This is a genomic window from Aureimonas sp. Leaf324 (assembly GCF_001423245.1).
In the GTDB taxonomy this organism is placed as follows: domain Bacteria; phylum Pseudomonadota; class Alphaproteobacteria; order Rhizobiales; family Rhizobiaceae; genus Aureimonas.
Genome location: NZ_LMOH01000025.1, coordinates 88,486 through 104,790 on the forward strand (window position 1 = coordinate 88,486; position 16,305 = coordinate 104,790).

A 16,305-nucleotide genomic window follows, 5' to 3' on the forward strand; every position below is an offset into this window, starting at 1 on the left:
AAAGACGTCTCGACCTGACATGAAAAAGGGCCGCCTCCTTTCGGAAGCGGCCCTTCATGTTTCCTGCCGGCGCCGGCAAGGCGCCGGGATGGTCGATCAGCCCTTGTCGGGCCGGACGATATGCACCCGCTCGGCGGCCGCGCGGCGGAAGGCTTCCGACACGTGCTGGAACGCCTGGTGCGCCTCGTCCGACAGGGAGTAGCCGTCCTCGGGCTCGAGGATGAAGGCGAGCAGCGAGCGGCCGGTTGCCATGTAGTCGGTGTCGAACTCGAAGGGGACGAGCTCGTCGCGGTTCGGCGTGTTGGTGTCGATGATGCAGTGCCAGCGACGGCCGCCGGGCGCCTGCGGCAGCTTGAAGTTCACGACGTCGTGGTGCGCGTTGAGGACGAGAAGCATCGTCGCGTCGGACCCGACGCGCTTGATGCCCTCGGCCTGCGCGCGCCCGTCGAGAAGGACGCCGAAGCAGCGGGCGCCGGCATCGTCCCATTCGGCCTGCTGCATCTCGCCGCCCGACGGCGACATCCACGTCACGTCCTTGGCGCCGATCTCCTCGTCGAACCGCCCCTGGAGGAAGCGGCCGCGACGCAGCATCGGCAGCGCCTGACGCAGCATGATGAGCTTCTGGACGAACTCGGCGAGATCCTCGCCGTCCTGCGTGACGTTCCAGTCGACCCAGCCGATCTCGTTGTCCTGCGCATAGGCGTTGTTGTTGCCCCCTTGCGTGCGGGCGAACTCGTCGCCCGCCAGGATCATCGGCGTGCCGCGCGACAGGAGAAGCGTCGCGAAGAAGTTGCGCAGCTGGCGGAAGCGGACGTTGTTGATCTCCGCATCCTCGGTCGGTCCCTCGACGCCGTAGTTGTTCGAGAGGTTGTGCGAGTGGCCGTCGCGATTGTCCTCGCCGTTCGCCTCGTTATGCTTGTCGTTGTAGCAGACGAGGTCGTGCAGCGTGAAACCGTCGTGGGCGGTGATGAAGTTGACGCTCGCCCAGGGCTGGCGGCCGCGGTTGTTGAAGAGGTCGGCCGAGGCCGAGATCTTGCCGGCCACCGCCGGAACCTTGCCCTCGTCACCGCGCCAGTAGGCGCGCACCGTGTCGCGGTAGCCGTCGTTCCACTCGGCCCAGCCCGGCGGGAAGCGGCCGACCTGATAGCCGCCCGGACCACAGTCCCAGGGCTCGGCGATCAGCTTGACCTGGGACAGCAGCGGATCCTGCATCGTGGCGTGAAGGAAGGAGGATTCCTCCGAAAAGCCCGTCGGCTCGCGCGCCAGGATGGTCGCGAGGTCGAAGCGGAAGCCGTCGACGCGCATCTCGCCGGCCCAGTAGCGCAGGCTGTCCATCACCAGCTGCATCACGCGCGGATGCGAGGTGTTGACGGTGTTTCCGGTGCCGGTGTCGTTGATGTAGTAGCGCTTGTTGTCCGGCAGGAGCCGGTAGTAGGTCGCGTTGTCGATGCCCTTGAACGACAGGGTCGGCCCGTTCTCGTTGCCTTCCGCCGTGTGGTTGTAGACGACGTCGAGGATCACCTCGAGCCCGTTGTGGTGGAAGGTCGAGACGAGTTCCTTGAACTCGTTGACGAAGGGCGATCCCATGTAGCGCGGATCGGGCGCGAAGAAGCCGAGGGTGTTGTAGCCCCAGAAGTTCCGGAGGCCCTTCTCGACGAGGTAGCTGTCGTCGACGAAGGCGTGGATCGGCAGGAGCTCGACCGAGGTGATGCCGAGGCTCTTGATGTACTGGACGACGTCGTGGTGCGCGAGGCCGGAGAACTTGCCGCGGTCGCGGTCCGGCACGCTCGGATGGCGCTGGGTGAAGCCCTTGACGTGGGTCTCGTAGAAGACGGTCCGCTCCCACGGCACGTTCGGCCGGCGGTCGTTGCCCCAAGTGAAGGCGGGATCGACGATCTGCGACTTCGGCACGAAGGCGGCCGAATCGCGCTCGTCGAACGACAGGTCGCCGTCGGCATGGCCGATCGTGTAGCCGAAGAGGGCATGGTCCCACTTCAGCTCGCCGACGTGCTGCCGGGCATAGGGGTCGAGGAGCAGCTTGTTCGGGTTGAAGCGATGGCCGGCGTCGGGCTCGTAGGGGCCATGGACGCGATAGCCGTAGACGAGGCCGGGGCGCGCGTCCGGCAGATAGCCGTGGAACACCTCGTTGGTGTATTCCGGCAGCACGATGCGCTCGAGTTCGGTCGTGCCGGTCTGGTCGAAGATGCAGAGCTCGACCTTCGTGGCATTGGCGGAGAACAGGGCGAAGTTGACGCCCAGCCCGTCCCATGTGGCGCCGCGAGGGAACGGCCGGCCGGCCTCGACACGTGATTTGTGGAGGCCTGGCTTCGCGAGAGTGGACGCGAAGTCGGAGGCATTCGGTTGAATGTTCAAGGGATGGATCCCGTCATGAAATGAGACACGCCGGATCGAGAAAGGCGGAAGCCACGTATTTGGTTCCCGCACCTGCGAACCGTTTGCCGGCACGTCCGTTGTTCTCGGCCAACGCCACCCGCCACGAGGATGCGCCATCTTGAAGATCCAGGACGTGATGAACCGGCATGTCGAGTTTGCCGGGCTCGACGACCCCGTGTCGGAACTCGCCGTGATGATGGGGGACCTCGACGTCGGATCGCTGCCCATCGGCACGGCGGACGACGCCAAGGGCGTCGTCACCGATCGCGACATCCTCTACCGCGTCGTGGCGCGCGGCCTCGATCCGGCGCAGACGCGGGCGCGCGACGTCATGTCCGCGCCGCTCCTCGCCTGCCGTCCGTCCGACAGCCTGCAGGCCGCGATGGACCTGATGACCGCGCATCGCATCCGGCGCCTTGCCGTCACGCAAGGAGACGGCGCCGTGGTCGGCTGGGTGACGCTCGCCGACCTGTCGCGCGTGCTTCTTCTGGAATCGGGCACGGTTCAGTCGGCGCTGCGCGAGATCACGCGCGAAAGCGCCGGTTGAGGCTGCCGACGACGTTCGCCGTCAGGCCAAGGCGGGCGGCGAGGTAGGTGAGATAGGCCTGCGCGACCGCCGAGCGCTGGCCGACCACCAGAAGCGAAACGGCATAGACGTGCGCCGCCTTGTCGAGCCGGCGCGCGGCATCGGCCAGAGCGCCGATCGAGACCGGCGGTGCCGCCTCGTCTCCCAAAGGCGCGAGATGCGAAGGCGTGGCGCCGAGCCGCGCCAGCGTCTCCCGCGCGCGCTCGCGCCGTGCGGCGTCCGCCCAGCCACCCTCGTCGGCTTCGAGCGCCAGCGCGGCCGCATCCACGACGAGCGCCGCCTCCCCGGCCGAGAAGGAGCGGAAGTCGAGGGTCAGCGGAAACGAGACCTGCCGGAAGTTCGCCAGATGCGCCGACAGAACCTTCAGCGCCAGCGTCGCCTCCACGCTGTCGCGGCGCGTCGAGACCGGCGCCGGCGCGGGGGCGGCGTCCATCGCGGGTAGGTCGAGCGCCTCGAGGTTCAGGCCCTGCCCGTCGCGCGGTCCCGCCTGGCGCCCGGCCAGGCGCCAGAGCCATTCGACGCTCAAGCTTGCGCCGCCGCGGGCTGCGGCAGCAGGGCCTCGATCTGTCCGAGGAGCTTGGAGAAGTCGACGGGCTTGGCGTGGTAGTCGTCGCAACCGGCCGCCAGCGTCTTTTCCTTATCGCCCGACATGGCGTGGGCGGTCAGCGCGATGATCGGAATGCGCGGCATCGAGGCGTCGGCCCGCATGGTGCGCGCGGCCGTCCAGCCGTCGAGAACCGGCAGGTTCATGTCGAGAAGGATGATGTCCGGGGCCGCGCCCCGGGCCTTCTCGATCCCGTCCTGTCCGTCGTGCGCAAGCACCACCTCGTAGCCGCGCCGCTGCAGGCGGCGGGACAGGAAGTCCCAGATTTCCTCGTGGTCCTCGACCAGCAGGATGCGTGTCATGATGTCGGCTCCGATGCGGACTGTCCCGTCTGTGCAGGCTGTGACGACACGGCGTCCGCACCCTGACTGACCATAACGCGGATCTGGGCCGCAAGGTCCCTCAGGTCGACGTCGCCTTTCGAGAAGACATCCTCGGCCTGCCCCTGCAGGAAGCGTTTCTCGTCGGCCGTCAGGTCCTTGGAGGTGAGGACGACGACAGGAATCTCGCGCCAGTCCGCCCGCTCGCGCAGGGCCTTCAGGAACGCGAAGCCGTCCATCTCGGGCATCACGAGATCGAGGAGGATAAGGCTCGGGCGCTCGGTCTCCATGCGCGCCAGCGCCTCGCGCCCGTTCAGCGCCGTGATGACCTTCAGCCCCTCGCGCTCCAGCATGGTGGCGGTGCGGTGCAGGCCGTCCTCGTCGTCGTCGACCGCGAGGATCAGCCCGTTGTCGCTGGTGCGGAAGCGATCCAGCACCGCCTTCAAGCGGTTCCACTCGACCGGCTTCAGGAGATAGTCCGCCGCGCCCAGCGCATAGCCAAGGCTGTGCTCGTCGATGATGGTGATCATCACGACCGGGATCGCCGACACCTCGGGATCGCCCTTCAGCTCGGTCAGGACGGCCCAGCCGTCCATCTTCGGCATCGTGACGTCGAGTAGGATCACGTCGGGCTTCAGGAGGCGCGCCATCTCGAGGCCGCTGAGGCCGTCGGCCGCGGTGCGCACCGAGAAGCCCTCGCGCATCAGGAAGCGGGTGACGAGCTCGCGCGCATGCGGGTCGTCGTCGATCGCCAGCACCAGCCCGGCTCCCGATTCCGCCGGCGGCTTGACGTCGGTCGTATCCGGCAGGGCCTCCTCGACGGGCTTCTCGACCTCGGCCGGAATGCGGATGGTGAAGGTCGTGCCCTGCCCCTCGACGCTGGTGACGCCGATGTCGCCGCCGAGCAGCCGGCAGAAGGCGCGGGTGATGGCGAGCCCCAGCCCCGTGCCGCCGAACTTGCGCGTCGTCGATTCGTCGGCCTGCGCGAAACGCTCGAACAGGCGCTCCAGCTGCTCGGGCGTCATGCCGATGCCGGTGTCGGTCACCTCCAGCCGGATCCAGTCGCCGCCGTCCTGCGGCTCGCGGCTGGCCGCCAGCGTGATCGTCCCCTCCTCGGTGAACTTGGCGGCATTCGACAGGAGATTGATCAGGCACTGGCGCAGCTTCACCTGGTCGGTGTGCATCTCGCCGAGATCGCCGTCCTTCTCGACCGCCAGACGATTGTTCTTCTTGGTGATCAGCGAGCCGACCGTCGAGGCCACCTCGTCGAGCACGTCCGACAGCTGGAAGCTTTCGGCATAGACCTCCATCCGTTCCGCCTCGATCTTCGAGAGGTCGAGGACGTCGTTGATGAGGCTGAGGAGGTGGCGGGCGTTCTGCTCGATCTTCTTCAGGTCGGTGAGAAGATGAGCCTGGCCGAGATCCTCGACCTCCTCCTCCAGCATCTCGGCATAGCCGATCACGGCCGAGAGCGGCGTGCGCAGCTCGTGGCTCATGTTGGCGATGAACTGCGACTTGGCGCGATTGGCGTTCTCGGCCACCTCCTTGGCGGCGGCGAGCTCCTGCTCGGCGGCGCGCTGCGAGGTGATGTCGGTGTTGGTGCCGAACCAGCGCGTGATCGTTCCGCTCTCGTCTCGGATCGGGATCGCCTGGGAGAGGAACCAGCGATACTGCCCGTCGGCGCCGCGCAGCGGGAAGCTGTCCTCCCACTTCACGCCTTCGGCAAACCTGCGGGCCAGCTCCTCGCGCACCCGCTCGATGTGGTCGGGATGATGGACCTTGGTCCAGCCGTGCCCGCGCATCTCCTCCAGCGTCGTGCCGGTGTAGTCGAACCAGCGCTGGTTGTACCAGTCGATGTCGCCGTTCGGGTCGGCGATCCAGGCGAACTGCGGGATGTTGTCGGCGATAATGCGGAACTGCTCGTTGGAATGGCCGAGCTCGGCGGCGATCCGCTTCTGGTCGGTGATGTCGGTGTGGGTGCCGACCCACTCGATGAGGTCCCTGTCCGGGCCGCGGATGGGAACCGCACGCGCCAGCATGTCGCGCCACTCGCCGTCGTGGCGGCGCACGCGGTGCTCGATCTTGTAGGTTCCCTCGCGCTCCACGGCCTCCTTCCAGGCCTTGGCGCTGCGCTCGCGGTCTTCGGGATGCAGGGCCTCGGTCCAGCCGAAGCCCGCATACTGCGCCTCGGTCTGGCCGGTGAAGGCAGCCCAACCGGGCTGGGCGCCCGAAAAGCGACCGGAATTCGGTGCCGACCAGACGATCGCCGACGTCGCCTCGATCAGCGAGCGGAAGCGCGTCTCGGAATAGGCGAGCTGGCGCTCGGCGCGCAGGCGCTTGGTCGCGTTGGTCAGAACGACGCCGGCGCCCACTGTCTCGTGGGCGATGCGCCCCTCGGTGCGCAGCGGATAGATGCTGGCGAGGTAGATCTGCTCGCTCTCCTCGTCACCCGCCCGCAGTTCCACGCCGTTGTGGGTGCGGCCCCAGCGCAGCGTCTCGTCCAGCATGCGCTCAAGCATCACGCGGTCGCGCGGGAAGAGGTCGAGCAGGGAATCCGAGACCGCCACCTCGCGCTGCAGGCTCGCGCCGGCCTGCGCGAAGGCCGGGTTGAGGCGGCCGAGACGGCCGTCGCGGCCGACGAAGCCGATCGCCACCGGCGAGTTCTCCAGGACCGCCGACAGCATGCCGCTCGCCCGCCGGCTCTCGACATGCCGGCGGAAGGCGATGAAGGCGAGCGAGGCGGCCGACAGGATCGCGGCGAGAAAGGCGATGTTGGAGATCAGCGCGTCGCGATGCGCCGTCGCCTCGGCGAGGTCGACGCGCTTCTGCGCATTCGTCTGCGCCAGCCCGACCTCCATGCGGATATCGTCCATCAGACGCTTGCCGGCGCCCGAGCGCACGAGGTCGGAGGCCGCTTCGACGCCCTCCTCGTTGCGCAGGCGCACCGTCTCGGTGTCGAAGGCGATCTCCTGCTCGGCCAACTCGCGCAGGCGCGAAAGCCGGGCCGGATCGCCGCCGCCCTCGTTCCAGACATTCTCCATCCGGGTGAGCTGCGCCGGCAGGTCGGCGACGTTCTGGCGGAACGGGGACAGGAAGTCCTCCGTGCCCGCGATGACGTAGCCGCGGGTCGATGTCTCGATGCTGGCCATCATCGACAGGAAGCGCTCGGCCTCGGCGACGATGGCGGCATTGCCGCTCGCCGTCTCCTCGCGCCGGGTGTCCTGCCATGTGGTCCAGACGAAGGCTGCGATCGCCAGGGCGAGCAGGCCTCCGGCGAGGATCGCCGTGCGCCCGAGCGCTGCCTGTACCGTCGCCACGCCCTTATTGCCGGATGCGATCCCGGCGCCACCTTGTGTCATGCTTGGAAGTCCCCCGAACGCGGACGAGGGCGCCGCATCCCTCGCGTAACGGCGCGCACCCGATTTCGTTCGACGGGCACAGGTCGCCGCGCCGTTTTTTCGCTCCCGCCTTCCGCCGTCCCCTCCGCGAGCCCTCCATGACCCTCGACCAAGCCCTCGCCTTCGGCCTCGTCGGCCTCACCGTCGCCGGCTTCGTCTGGGGCCGCCTGCCCTACGACCTGATCGCGCTGCTCGGACTTCTGGCCGGCGTCATCACCGGGATCGTGCCGGTGAAGAGCGCCTTCTCGGGCTTTGCCGACGACGTGGTGGTGATCGTCGTCGCCGCGCTCCTCGTCAGCGCCGCGATCGCGCGCTCGGGCGTCGTCGAGGACATCATGCGCCCGCTGATGCCGCACATGCGCACGGCGCGGCGGCAGGTCTTCGTGCTGGTCGGCGCCGTCACGCTCCTGTCGATGGTCACGAAGAACGTCGGCGCGCTCGCCATGTTCATGCCGATCGCCGCGCAGGTCTCGCGCAAGAACGGCACGTCGGTCTCCCAGCTCCTGATGCCGATGGCCTTCGGCTCGCTGATCGGCGGCCTCGTGACCCTCGTCGGCACCTCGCCCAACATCATCGTCTCGAAGATCCGCCAGGACATGACGGGGCAGCCGTTCGCCATGTTCGACTACGCGCCGGTCGGCATCGGCGTCGTGGTCTGCGGCTTCCTGTTCCTCTCGCTCGCCTCCGGCCTCATCCCGAAGCGGAAGGCCGCGGGCGGCATGGGCGACGCCTTCGCCCTCGACGCCTACACCGCCGAGGCCGAGATCCCGGCCGGCTCGACCATCGCGGGGCGCAGCGTCGCCGAACTCGAGGCGGCCGCCGACAATGACATCGCCGTGCGCCTCGTGATCCGCGAGCGGTTCCGCCGCCACGAACCGACGCCGGGCATGGTGCTAAAGGCGGGCGACCTCCTGCTTCTGGGCGGCGAGCCGGAGGGCATCGAGCGGGCCGTGGCGCGCGCCGGCCTCAGCCTCACGGGCGATCTGACAACGCGCGCCGACATCGAGACCGAGAGCGTGGTGGAAGGCGTCGTGACACCGCAGTCGCCGGCGATCGGCTCGCGCCTCGGCAAGCTGGCGCTGGAGACCGCACATGGGGTGGCGGTGCTTGCCGTCAGCCGCTCCGGGCGGCCGATCGAACAGCGGCTCGCGACCTTGCGCCTTCGCGAGGGCGACGTCCTCGTCCTGAAGGGAACCAGCGAGAGCGTGCCGGCGGCGCTCGCCGAACTGCGCATCCTGCCGCTCGCCGAGCGTTCGATCGTGCTCGGCCGCTCGCGACGCTCGTTCATTCCGCTCGGGGTTCTGGCGGCCGCGATGATCCTGACCGCCGCGGGTATCGTCAGCGCGGTCGCCGCCTTCTTCGGCGCCGCGGTGATCCTCCTTCTCCTGCGCGTCATGAGCATGCACGAGGCCTATGGTACGGTGGAGGCGTCGGTGATCGTGCTCCTCGCCGCGCTGATCCCGCTGTCGGAGGCCATTCAGACCACCGGCGGCACCGACCTCATCGCCGGCTGGCTGTCGACCGCCCTCCATGGACTGTCGCCGCTGACCTCGCTCTTCATGGTGACGCTGCTCGCGATGGCGGTGACGCCGTTTCTCAACAACGCGGCGACGGTGCTGATGCTCGGCCCCATCGCCGGCAGCCTTGCGATCCGGCTGGGGCTGAACCCCGACCCGTTCCTGATGGCGGTGGCGCTGGGAGCGGCCTGCGACTTCCTCACGCCGATCGGTCACCAGTGCAACACGATCGTCATGGCGCCGGGCGGCTACCGGTTCGGCGACTACTGGCGCCTCGGCCTGCCGCTCTCGGCCATCGTGCTCTTCGTCGGCGTCCCGCTGATCGCGCTGTTCTGGCCGGTCGGCGGCTGAAGCGGTTCCCAACGGGTCGGCTCGCCGGCACGGAGAAAGGTTCGGTTCGCGGCACGGCGCGCGGAGGGAGCGATGCTGCGCATCGCGACCGGCGAGGAGCGCACGCCCCGGACGCCAAGCGGCCCGCCGCGCGGCGGCCGCCTGAACGGCGACGACGAGGGTCAGGCCCGGTCGGATGCCGAGCTACAGCCCCAGCTCGGCGGTGCGCCCGCTGTCTTCGAGTTCCCAGGACGCGGTCCAGTGCCCGGCGCGTCGGCGCAAGACGAGGTAGTTCCGCTCGGCGGTGTAGACCGTGCGCTGGCCGGGCAGGCGCTTCAGCCGGATCGGCCGTCCCGGCAGCGGCGAGTGTCCGAGCCGCGACAGGAGGCCGAGACCGAGGCCGAGGGCGGCCGGCGGCTTGGGATGGGTGATGCCCGAGGCGACGAGCTGGTGCAGCGACGAGCCGTCGGACAGGCGCATCTCGCCGCGCGTCGCCAAATGGATCTCGCCCGACACGACGGTGACCGGGCCTCCGCGTTCGACCGCCTCGCGCTCAAGACGTGAAAGAAAGCGCACCCATTCCGCCCGGTGGCCGCGGCTCTGCCACTGGTCGCGCAGGTCGTCCTCGTACTGCTGCTGGCCGGGATAGAGATCCAGCAGCGCCTCGACCAGCGACAGGCGCGGCCCGAGCGCCGGCACGCTGGAGACGACGATCCGCCGATCGCTGCCCGGCGCGGCATCCAGCCCCGCCTCGAAGGCCTTCCAGCCCTCGTCTCCCATGACGCGCCCCGGCGTGCGCTCCGAGCGAAGATCGGGCAGGAGCACGCAGAAGCCGGGGAACAGGGCGTCCTGCGAAAAGCTCGCGCCGGTCCGGTCGCGGCAGGTGGCCGGCAGCGCGGCGGGGTCGGCGCCGAGCTGGAACAGCACGAACATCTCGCGCGCCGCCCGGAAGAGGCCGAGCGCGACGGGGCTCTCCTGCAGGCCCGCGGGATGGCTGCCCCAGCCGTCGAAGATGTCGTGGTCGTCCCAGATCATCAGCGAAGGCACGCGCGCGCCGAGTTCGGCGAAGGCCGGCTGACGGATCAGCGCGAGATAGCGGCGGAAGAAATAGCCGCGAGCGGCCTCCTCCATGGCGGGCGTCCAGTCGACACCGGGCTTGCGGTCGATGTCCAGCTCGGCCCAGCGCCGCGTCTCGGGATGGGCGTCCATCGCCTCGTCGGCATAGAGCTGGTCGCCGCCGTGGAGAAGGAGCGCGAAGGGGCGCGTGCGGTGCTCGGCGGCCAGCCGCCGCCACATGACGTCGCGGTCCTCGTGGCTGCGCGCCTCGTCGCCGTTCTCCTGCCCGTTGCAGGAGACGAAGCCGACCGCGAGATCGCCGGAGAGGTCGGTCACGACGGGAAAGTGCCGCCCGTCCAGCCGGTAGCCCGTCTCCGGCCCGACCGGCAGCGTGAACTCGGCGCCCCAGACGGCGTGGCCGAAGAGCTCGGCGCGAAGCGCGAGCGGCGCCGCGTCCGCCCCGTCCGCTTCCAACCGGGGCGCCTCGGCCCCCTGCCGCGTGACCGCGACGAGGCCGAGCCGGACCGCGGCCGGGTCCGCACCGCGCGCGTAGAGGATGGGGCCGGCGACCAGCGCCGGCTCGTGCAGGGGGGTGGTGCTCAACGTCCTCGGGTTCCTCGTCCGGCCGCCTCTCGACGCCCGACATGTCGTGCGCGAGCGGGCCGCGACAAGGCTTGGGCGGGGCCGAACCTCAGACGGCGAGCGGCATGCGCAGGCCGGTGACGGGCGCCGACGGGCGGGCACCCGTGCCGGGCGCGCCGGCCTCGGCGCCGAGGCACAGGACGTCGGCCGGCGCGAAATGCACCTTCACGGTCGAGCCGAGGCTCGGCGGCGGCATGGCCGGATCGTTGAACGTGTCGATCATCAGCTCGTCGCGGCCGAAGCGGGCGCGCAGGCGCACCACCGAGCCGAGGAAGGCGACGGACGTGATCTCGCCGCGCAGCTCGTTGGAGCGCTCGCGGCTGGGATGGAGCGACAGGGCCTCGGGGCGCAGCGCCAGCGTGACCGTGTCGCCGACCCGCGCTTCGCCGGCATGCGCCTCGATCTCCTGCCCGTCGACGACCACGCGGTCGCCGTGCGCGACCTCGCCGTTCAGAAGGCCGAGCGTGCCGACGAAGGAAGCGACGAAGCGCGTGCGGGGACGGTTGTAGATCTCGAACGGCGTGCCAACCTGCTCGATGCGCCCTTCCGACATGACGACGATGCGGTCCGACATGGAGAGCGCCTCCTCCTGGTCGTGCGTCACGAAGATCGTGGTGATGCCGAGCTCGCGCTGGAGGTCGCGGATCTCGGTGCGCAGCGAGACGCGGATCTTGGCATCGAGCGCCGACAGCGGCTCGTCGAGGAGAAGGACGCGCGGGCGCGGCGCGATGGCGCGCGCCAGCGCCACGCGCTGCTGCTGGCCGCCCGAGAGCTGGTAGGGATATCGGTCGGCGATATGCGGCAGGCCGATGAGGCGCAGCATGTCCTCGACGCGCGAGCGACGCTCCGCCTTCGGAACGCCCGCGACCTTCAGCCCGAAGGCGACGTTGTCGGCGACGCTCATGTTGGGGAACAGGGCATAGGCCTGGAACACCATGCCGATGCGCCGGGCGTTCGGCGCAAGGTCGGTCACGTCCTGACCGTCGATGCGCACCGTGCCGCGGCTCGCCGTCTCGAAGCCGGCGACGATGCGCAGCATCGTGGTCTTGCCGCAGCCCGAAGGCCCAAGGAAGGTGACGAACTCGCCCTTCTCCACCGAGAGATCGAAGCCGTGCAGGACGGTGTTGGCGCCGAAGCTCTTGGCGACGTCCGCGATCTCGAGAAAGCTCATGGAACCGCCCTCGCCTTGGGTTTGAGGAAGGAGCGCGCGCGACCGGGACCCGCGCCACCGAGGAGATGCAGCAGCACCATGCAGCCCCAGGTCACCGCGAAGGCGATCATCGCGAGCGCGGCGGGCTCGTAGGCCCGGTTGGCGCCGACGTTCTGGAGATAGGGACCGAAGGCCGGGCGGTTGAGGAGGCTCGCCAGCACGAACTCGCCGATCACGATGGCGAAGGTCAAGAAGGCGCCCGACAGGACCGCCGCGCGCACGTTCGGAAGGATCACCTGTGTCAGGATGGTTGAGCGCTTCGCCCCGAGGCTTTCGGCGGCTTCCGTCAGCGTGCGGATGTCGATCGCCTGAAGTCCGGTGTCGACGGCGCGGTACATGTAGGGCAGCGCCAGCACCGTGTAGCCGAAGACGAGGATGACGTTGGTGCCGGCGACCGTGCCCGTGAAGGGCAGCCAGGACGAGGAGTTGTAGAGCCTGAGATACCCGAACACGAGGACGATCGGCGGGATCACCAGCGGCAGGAGGGTGATGAACTCGATCACCGGGCGAAGCCGCGGCAGGCGCAGGCGCACCCAGTAGGCCGTCGGAACGACGAGGAGCGTGCCGAGCACGATGGTCGTGACCGCGCAGATGCCGGAGAACAGGAAGGTCTCCTGGAACCGGTCGTCGGCGAAGACAACCCGGTAGGCCTGGAAGCTCCACTGGCCGCGCAGCATGGAGAGCGAGAACTGGAACGTCGCCCAGAGCGGCAGGAGGAAGTAGAGCGCGGCCAGAACCACAGCGATCCAGGCGAGGACCCGCGGCGCCTTCATCGCAGCCACCGCTCGGCGCGCGATCGCAGCCAGATGTAGAGGAGGTTGGAGCAGCCGGTGATCACGATCATGCCGAAGGCGAGCGCGTAGCCGAGGTTGGGGTTGTAGAGGACGTCGCCGCGGATCTGCGCGTAGAGGAGGATCGGCACGATGTTGAGCGAGGAGCCGGTCAGCGCGTAGGCCGTGGCGATGGCGCCGAAGGCGTTGGCGAAAAGGAGCAGGAAGCAGCCCATGAGGCTGGGGAACAGGACGGGCAGCGCCACCATGCGCCAGTACTGCCAGTTCGAGGCGCCGAGGATCGAGGAGGCCTCGCGCCATTCCCGCTTCAGCCCGTCCAGCGCCGGCGTGATGATCAGCACCATCAGCGGGATCTGGAAGTAGAGATAGGTGGTCGTCAGGCCCCAGAAGCTCAGGAGGTTGAAGCCGAGCCGGTAGATGTTGAGGCCGAAGGCCTCGTTGAGGAACCAGGTGACGAGGCCGATGCGCCCGAGGGTGGCCAGGAAGGCGAAGGCGAGCGGGATGCCGGCGAAGTTCGAGGCGACGCCCGAGAAGGTGACGACGGAGGAGCGGATCCAGGACGGCAGGCCGCCGTGCACGATCGCATAGGCGAGGAAGAAGCCGAGCAGCGCGCCGAGGCCGGCCGAGGCGAGGCTGATGCGGATCGAAATCCAGTAGGCCGCCACGATCTGCGACTGGAAGAGCCCGGCGATGTTGGCGAGCGTGAAGCTGCCCGCAGGGTCCTGAAAGGCGCCGACCACGAGGTAGAAGGTCGGGGCGATCAGGAACAGGATCGCGAAGGCGAAGAACGGGACGACGCCCACCCAGGCGAGCGAGCCCTTCTTCGCGCGCTCGGCCGGCGGCCCGGCGGCAGCAGCGGCGCCCGTCATGGGCTCGAGGGCCTGGACACTCAACGCGGGAGACCCCTTTTGCGCGGGACGCCGGCGACCGGCGTGGTGGGAAGACGATGGACCGCCGCCGCGAGGCGACGGTCCGGACGCGTTTGACGTCTGTCTTACTGGACGTTGGCGCCCACGACCTGATCCCACTTGGTGGTGATCTCGGTCTTGGCGGCGTTCTGGTCTTCCAGCGAGGGGAACTTCGCAGCCTCGTAGGAGGCGGCCGGCGGCAGGCGGTCGAGGAGATCCTTCGGGATCTTGCCGGCCTTGGCCATCTCGTTGAAGCGGATCGGGTGGCAGTAGCCCTTGAGGTAGGTCAGCTGACCCTCGTCGGAGTAGATGTACTCCATCCAGAGCTTGGCCGCGTTCGGGTGCGGCGCGTAGGCGCTGATCGCCTGGACGTAGACGCCGGCGAGAACGCCGGTCTTGGGCACCACGACCTCGACGGCCGGGTTGCCGTTCAAGGTGTCGCGGCTCGACAGGGCGTTGTAGTCCCAGCGGATCATGATCGGCGTCGTACCCTGCGCGAGCGAGGCCGGCTTGCCGATGACGGGCACGAAGTTGCCGGCCGCGTTCAGCTGCTTGAAGAAGTCGAGGCCGGCATCGGCGATCTCGGTGGCCGAGCCGTTCGGCGACTTGGAAAGACCCGCGGCGTAGACGGCCTGGATGGCCTGCGCCGAGGCGCGCGGATCACCGGCCAGCGCGACGGAGTTGGCGTAGTCGGACTTCAGGAGGTCGGCCCAGTCCTGCGGCACCTCGGACACGATGTCCTTGTTCACCTCGAAGGTGAGCACGCCGTAGTAGTCGCCGTACCAGTAGCCCTCGGCATCCTTGGCGTCGGCCGGGATCTCGCCCCAGGTCGCGACCTTGTAGGGCTGGATCAGCTTGTCGGTCTTGGCCTGCGGGCCGAAGGACAGGCCGACGTCGATCACGTCGGGCGCCTGCGGGCCGGTGTTGCCCTGATTGGCCTTGATCGCCTCGATCTCGTCGGCGGAGCCGGCGTCGGGATTGAGCTCGTTGACCTGGAGGCCGTACTTCGCCTTGAAGCCGGAGATCATCTCGCCGTAGTTGCACCAGTCGTGCGGCAGGGCGATCGTGGTGAGCGAGCCTTCCTTCTTGGCGGCCTCGACCAGCGCGTCCATCCCTTGCGCGCTCGCACCGGTCGCAGCGGCGCCCAGCGCAAAGCTCGCGAGCACCGCAAGCGACACGCCCTGTTTCAAAGTCCCGATCATCCAGCTCTCCTGACGTTGTCCTGCGATGGGCATGCCGCGCCAGCAGCGCTCAGCCCCCGGCCGAGCGGGGGACTATCACCGACGCGTGACAGTTCCGTGTCGCTCGCACCGGACGGAGGTGCCGTTGCGTCCGACGCCTATGTGAGCGGGAAAACGCCGGCGGGGCAAGAGGCGCAGGCTGTGCCGTCCCCGGCTTTGGCGCACTTGGGCGCCAGACACGAAAAAGCCGGCCCAGAGGGCCGGCTTCGTCGGGTTGGGTTCGGATGGCTCGAGGCTACTGGATCTTGCGCCCGTCCGCCCGGCTCTTCAGGAGGCTCGCCACCGTGGTGACGACGAGGATGCCGATGATGACCATCAGCGACTGCTCGATCTCGATGTGCATCCAGGATGGCACCGCGATCGGCTGGCCGCCGTTGAGGAAGGGCAGCGTGTTGGCCTCGACGGCGTGGACGATGAGCTTCAGGCCGATGAAGGCGAGAATCAGCGACAGGCCGATGCCGAGATAGACGAGGCGATCGAGCAGGCCGCCGATCAGGAAGTAGAGCTGCAGGAGGCCGAGCAGCGCGAAGGCGTTGGCCGTGAAGACGATGTAGGGCGCGTCCGTCAGGCCGTAGATCGCGGGGATCGAGTCCAGCGCGAACAGGAGGTCGGTCATGCCGAGCGCCAGGATCACGATGAACATCGGCGTGAACAGGCGTTTGCCGTTCTCGATGACCCACAGCTGGTTGCCGCGGTAGTCGTCGGTCGTGTTCAGGTGGCGCTGGAAGTACTTCACGATCGAGTTCGGCTCGTACTCCTCGTCGGTCGTCTTCTGGTGCTTCAGGCTCTCGACGATGAGCTTCCACGCCGTCCAGAGGAGGAACAGGCCGAAGAGGTAGAACACCCAGGAGAAGCGCTCGATGGCCGCCGCGCCCAGCGCGATGAAGATGCCGCGCATGACGAGCGCGATCACGATGCCGATGAGCAGCGCCTTCTGCTGGTAGGCGCGCGGCACTAGGAAGCTCTTCATGATGATGACGAACACGAAGAGGTTGTCGACCGAGAGCGACTTCTCGGTGACGAAGCCGGCGAAATACTCGATGCCGTGCTGGCGGTCCCAGAAGTGCCAGACGCCCCAGCCGAAGAGGAGCGCCAGACCGACGTAGAAGGTCGACCACAGGGCCGATTCCTTAAAGGTCGGCTCATGGGGCTTTCGGACGTGGGTGAGGAAGTCGAAGACGAAGAGGGCGCCGATGGCCGCGATGGTGGCCAGCCACACCCAGGTCGGCACGACGTCGGGCGAGACGCCCGTCACGGCCGTTTGTGCCGCCGCATCCGAAAGTGTTTGCTCCAACGATCCCTCCTAAG

The 16,305-nt window shown here is 68.6% G+C and carries 12 protein-coding genes; 2 read left to right on the forward strand and 10 right to left on the reverse strand.

Going from position 1 to position 16,305, the window contains the following annotated elements:
- Positions 1 to 96: 96 nt before the first annotated feature.
- Positions 97 to 2,367 (reverse strand): glycogen debranching protein GlgX, encoded by a 2,271-nt coding sequence (gene glgX, locus ASF65_RS14475; protein WP_055890765.1) that lies wholly within the window; start codon positions 2,365 to 2,367, stop codon positions 97 to 99.
- A gap of 145 nt (positions 2,368 to 2,512) precedes the next feature.
- Between glgX and ASF65_RS14480 the strand changes: the two genes are divergently transcribed.
- Entirely contained in the window at positions 2,513 to 2,941 is a 429-nt protein-coding gene (locus tag ASF65_RS14480) for a CBS domain-containing protein (protein ID WP_055890490.1), read from the forward strand.
- On the opposite strand, the gene ASF65_RS14485 is transcribed toward ASF65_RS14480, so the two are convergent.
- The 3 genes from ASF65_RS14485 to ASF65_RS14495 are packed head-to-tail and all read right to left on the reverse strand — an operon-like array spanning position 2,919 to position 7,263.
- Positions 2,919 to 3,506 (reverse strand): DUF533 domain-containing protein, encoded by a 588-nt coding sequence (locus tag ASF65_RS14485; protein ID WP_055890492.1) that lies wholly within the window; start codon positions 3,504 to 3,506, stop codon positions 2,919 to 2,921. The two genes, ASF65_RS14480 and ASF65_RS14485, sit on opposite strands and share 23 nt — an antisense overlap.
- Positions 3,503 to 3,886 (reverse strand): response regulator, encoded by a 384-nt coding sequence (locus ASF65_RS14490; RefSeq protein WP_055890493.1) that lies wholly within the window; start codon positions 3,884 to 3,886, stop codon positions 3,503 to 3,505. Before ASF65_RS14490 ends, ASF65_RS14485 begins: the two co-directional genes overlap by 4 nt.
- Positions 3,883 to 7,263 carry a response regulator gene (locus tag ASF65_RS14495; protein ID WP_082505621.1) on the reverse strand — a complete coding sequence of 1,127 codons (3,381 nt, stop codon included), beginning with the start codon at positions 7,261 to 7,263 and terminating at the stop codon, positions 3,883 to 3,885. The genes ASF65_RS14490 and ASF65_RS14495 overlap by 4 nt, the downstream gene beginning before the upstream one ends.
- Positions 7,264 to 7,400: 137 nt before the next feature.
- On the opposite strand from ASF65_RS14495, the gene ASF65_RS14500 reads away from it, so the two are divergent.
- Positions 7,401 to 9,170 carry an SLC13 family permease gene (locus tag ASF65_RS14500; protein ID WP_055890497.1) on the forward strand — a complete coding sequence of 590 codons (1,770 nt, stop codon included), beginning with the start codon at positions 7,401 to 7,403 and terminating at the stop codon, positions 9,168 to 9,170.
- 183 nt (positions 9,171 to 9,353) lie between these two features.
- Here the strand turns inward: ASF65_RS14500 and ASF65_RS14505 are convergent, their stop codons facing one another.
- From ASF65_RS14505 to ASF65_RS14530, 6 genes are all read right to left on the reverse strand, one after another.
- A complete protein-coding gene (locus ASF65_RS14505; RefSeq protein ID WP_244486715.1) occupies positions 9,354 to 10,808 on the reverse strand; it encodes an alkaline phosphatase D family protein in 1,455 nt (484 codons plus the stop codon).
- An 88-nt stretch (positions 10,809 to 10,896) separates the two neighbouring features.
- On the reverse strand, positions 10,897 to 12,018 hold the full coding sequence (locus ASF65_RS14510; RefSeq protein WP_082505623.1) for an ABC transporter ATP-binding protein: 1,122 nt from the start codon (positions 12,016 to 12,018) through the stop codon (positions 10,897 to 10,899).
- Positions 12,015 to 12,830: an ABC transporter permease gene (locus tag ASF65_RS14515; protein ID WP_055890499.1), complete on the reverse strand. Its 816-nt coding sequence runs from the start codon at positions 12,828 to 12,830 to the stop codon at positions 12,015 to 12,017. Before ASF65_RS14515 ends, ASF65_RS14510 begins: the two co-directional genes overlap by 4 nt.
- A complete protein-coding gene (locus ASF65_RS14520; protein WP_055890501.1) occupies positions 12,827 to 13,717 on the reverse strand; it encodes an ABC transporter permease subunit in 891 nt (296 codons plus the stop codon). The genes ASF65_RS14515 and ASF65_RS14520 overlap by 4 nt, the downstream gene beginning before the upstream one ends.
- Positions 13,718 to 13,842: 125 nt before the next feature.
- Complete coding sequence (locus tag ASF65_RS14525) at positions 13,843 to 14,958, reverse strand: ABC transporter substrate-binding protein (RefSeq protein ID WP_055890503.1); 1,116 nt, start codon at positions 14,956 to 14,958, stop codon at positions 13,843 to 13,845.
- Between the two features lie 274 nt (positions 14,959 to 15,232).
- Positions 15,233 to 16,291, reverse strand: a complete 1,059-nt coding sequence (locus ASF65_RS14530; protein WP_244486717.1) for a TerC family protein — start codon at positions 16,289 to 16,291, stop codon at positions 15,233 to 15,235.
- Positions 16,292 to 16,305: the final 14 nt, after the last annotated feature.

Bases quoted from the DNA above. Each gene is read 5' to 3' on its own strand.
- ASF65_RS14490 (WP_055890493.1), bottom strand. From the start codon at position 3,886: ATGACACGCATCCTGCTGGTCGAGGACCACGAGGAAATCTGGGACTTC.
- ASF65_RS14495 (WP_082505621.1), bottom strand. From the start codon at position 7,263: ATGACACAAGGTGGCGCCGGGATCGCATCCGGCAATAAGGGCGTGGCG.
- ASF65_RS14500 (WP_055890497.1), top strand. From the start codon at position 7,401: ATGACCCTCGACCAAGCCCTCGCCTTCGGCCTCGTCGGCCTCACCGTC.
- ASF65_RS14510 (WP_082505623.1), bottom strand. From the start codon at position 12,018: ATGAGCTTTCTCGAGATCGCGGACGTCGCCAAGAGCTTCGGCGCCAAC.
- ASF65_RS14515 (WP_055890499.1), bottom strand. From the start codon at position 12,830: ATGAAGGCGCCGCGGGTCCTCGCCTGGATCGCTGTGGTTCTGGCCGCG.
- ASF65_RS14520 (WP_055890501.1), bottom strand. From the start codon at position 13,717: ATGACGGGCGCCGCTGCTGCCGCCGGGCCGCCGGCCGAGCGCGCGAAG.
- ASF65_RS14525 (WP_055890503.1), bottom strand. From the start codon at position 14,958: ATGATCGGGACTTTGAAACAGGGCGTGTCGCTTGCGGTGCTCGCGAGC.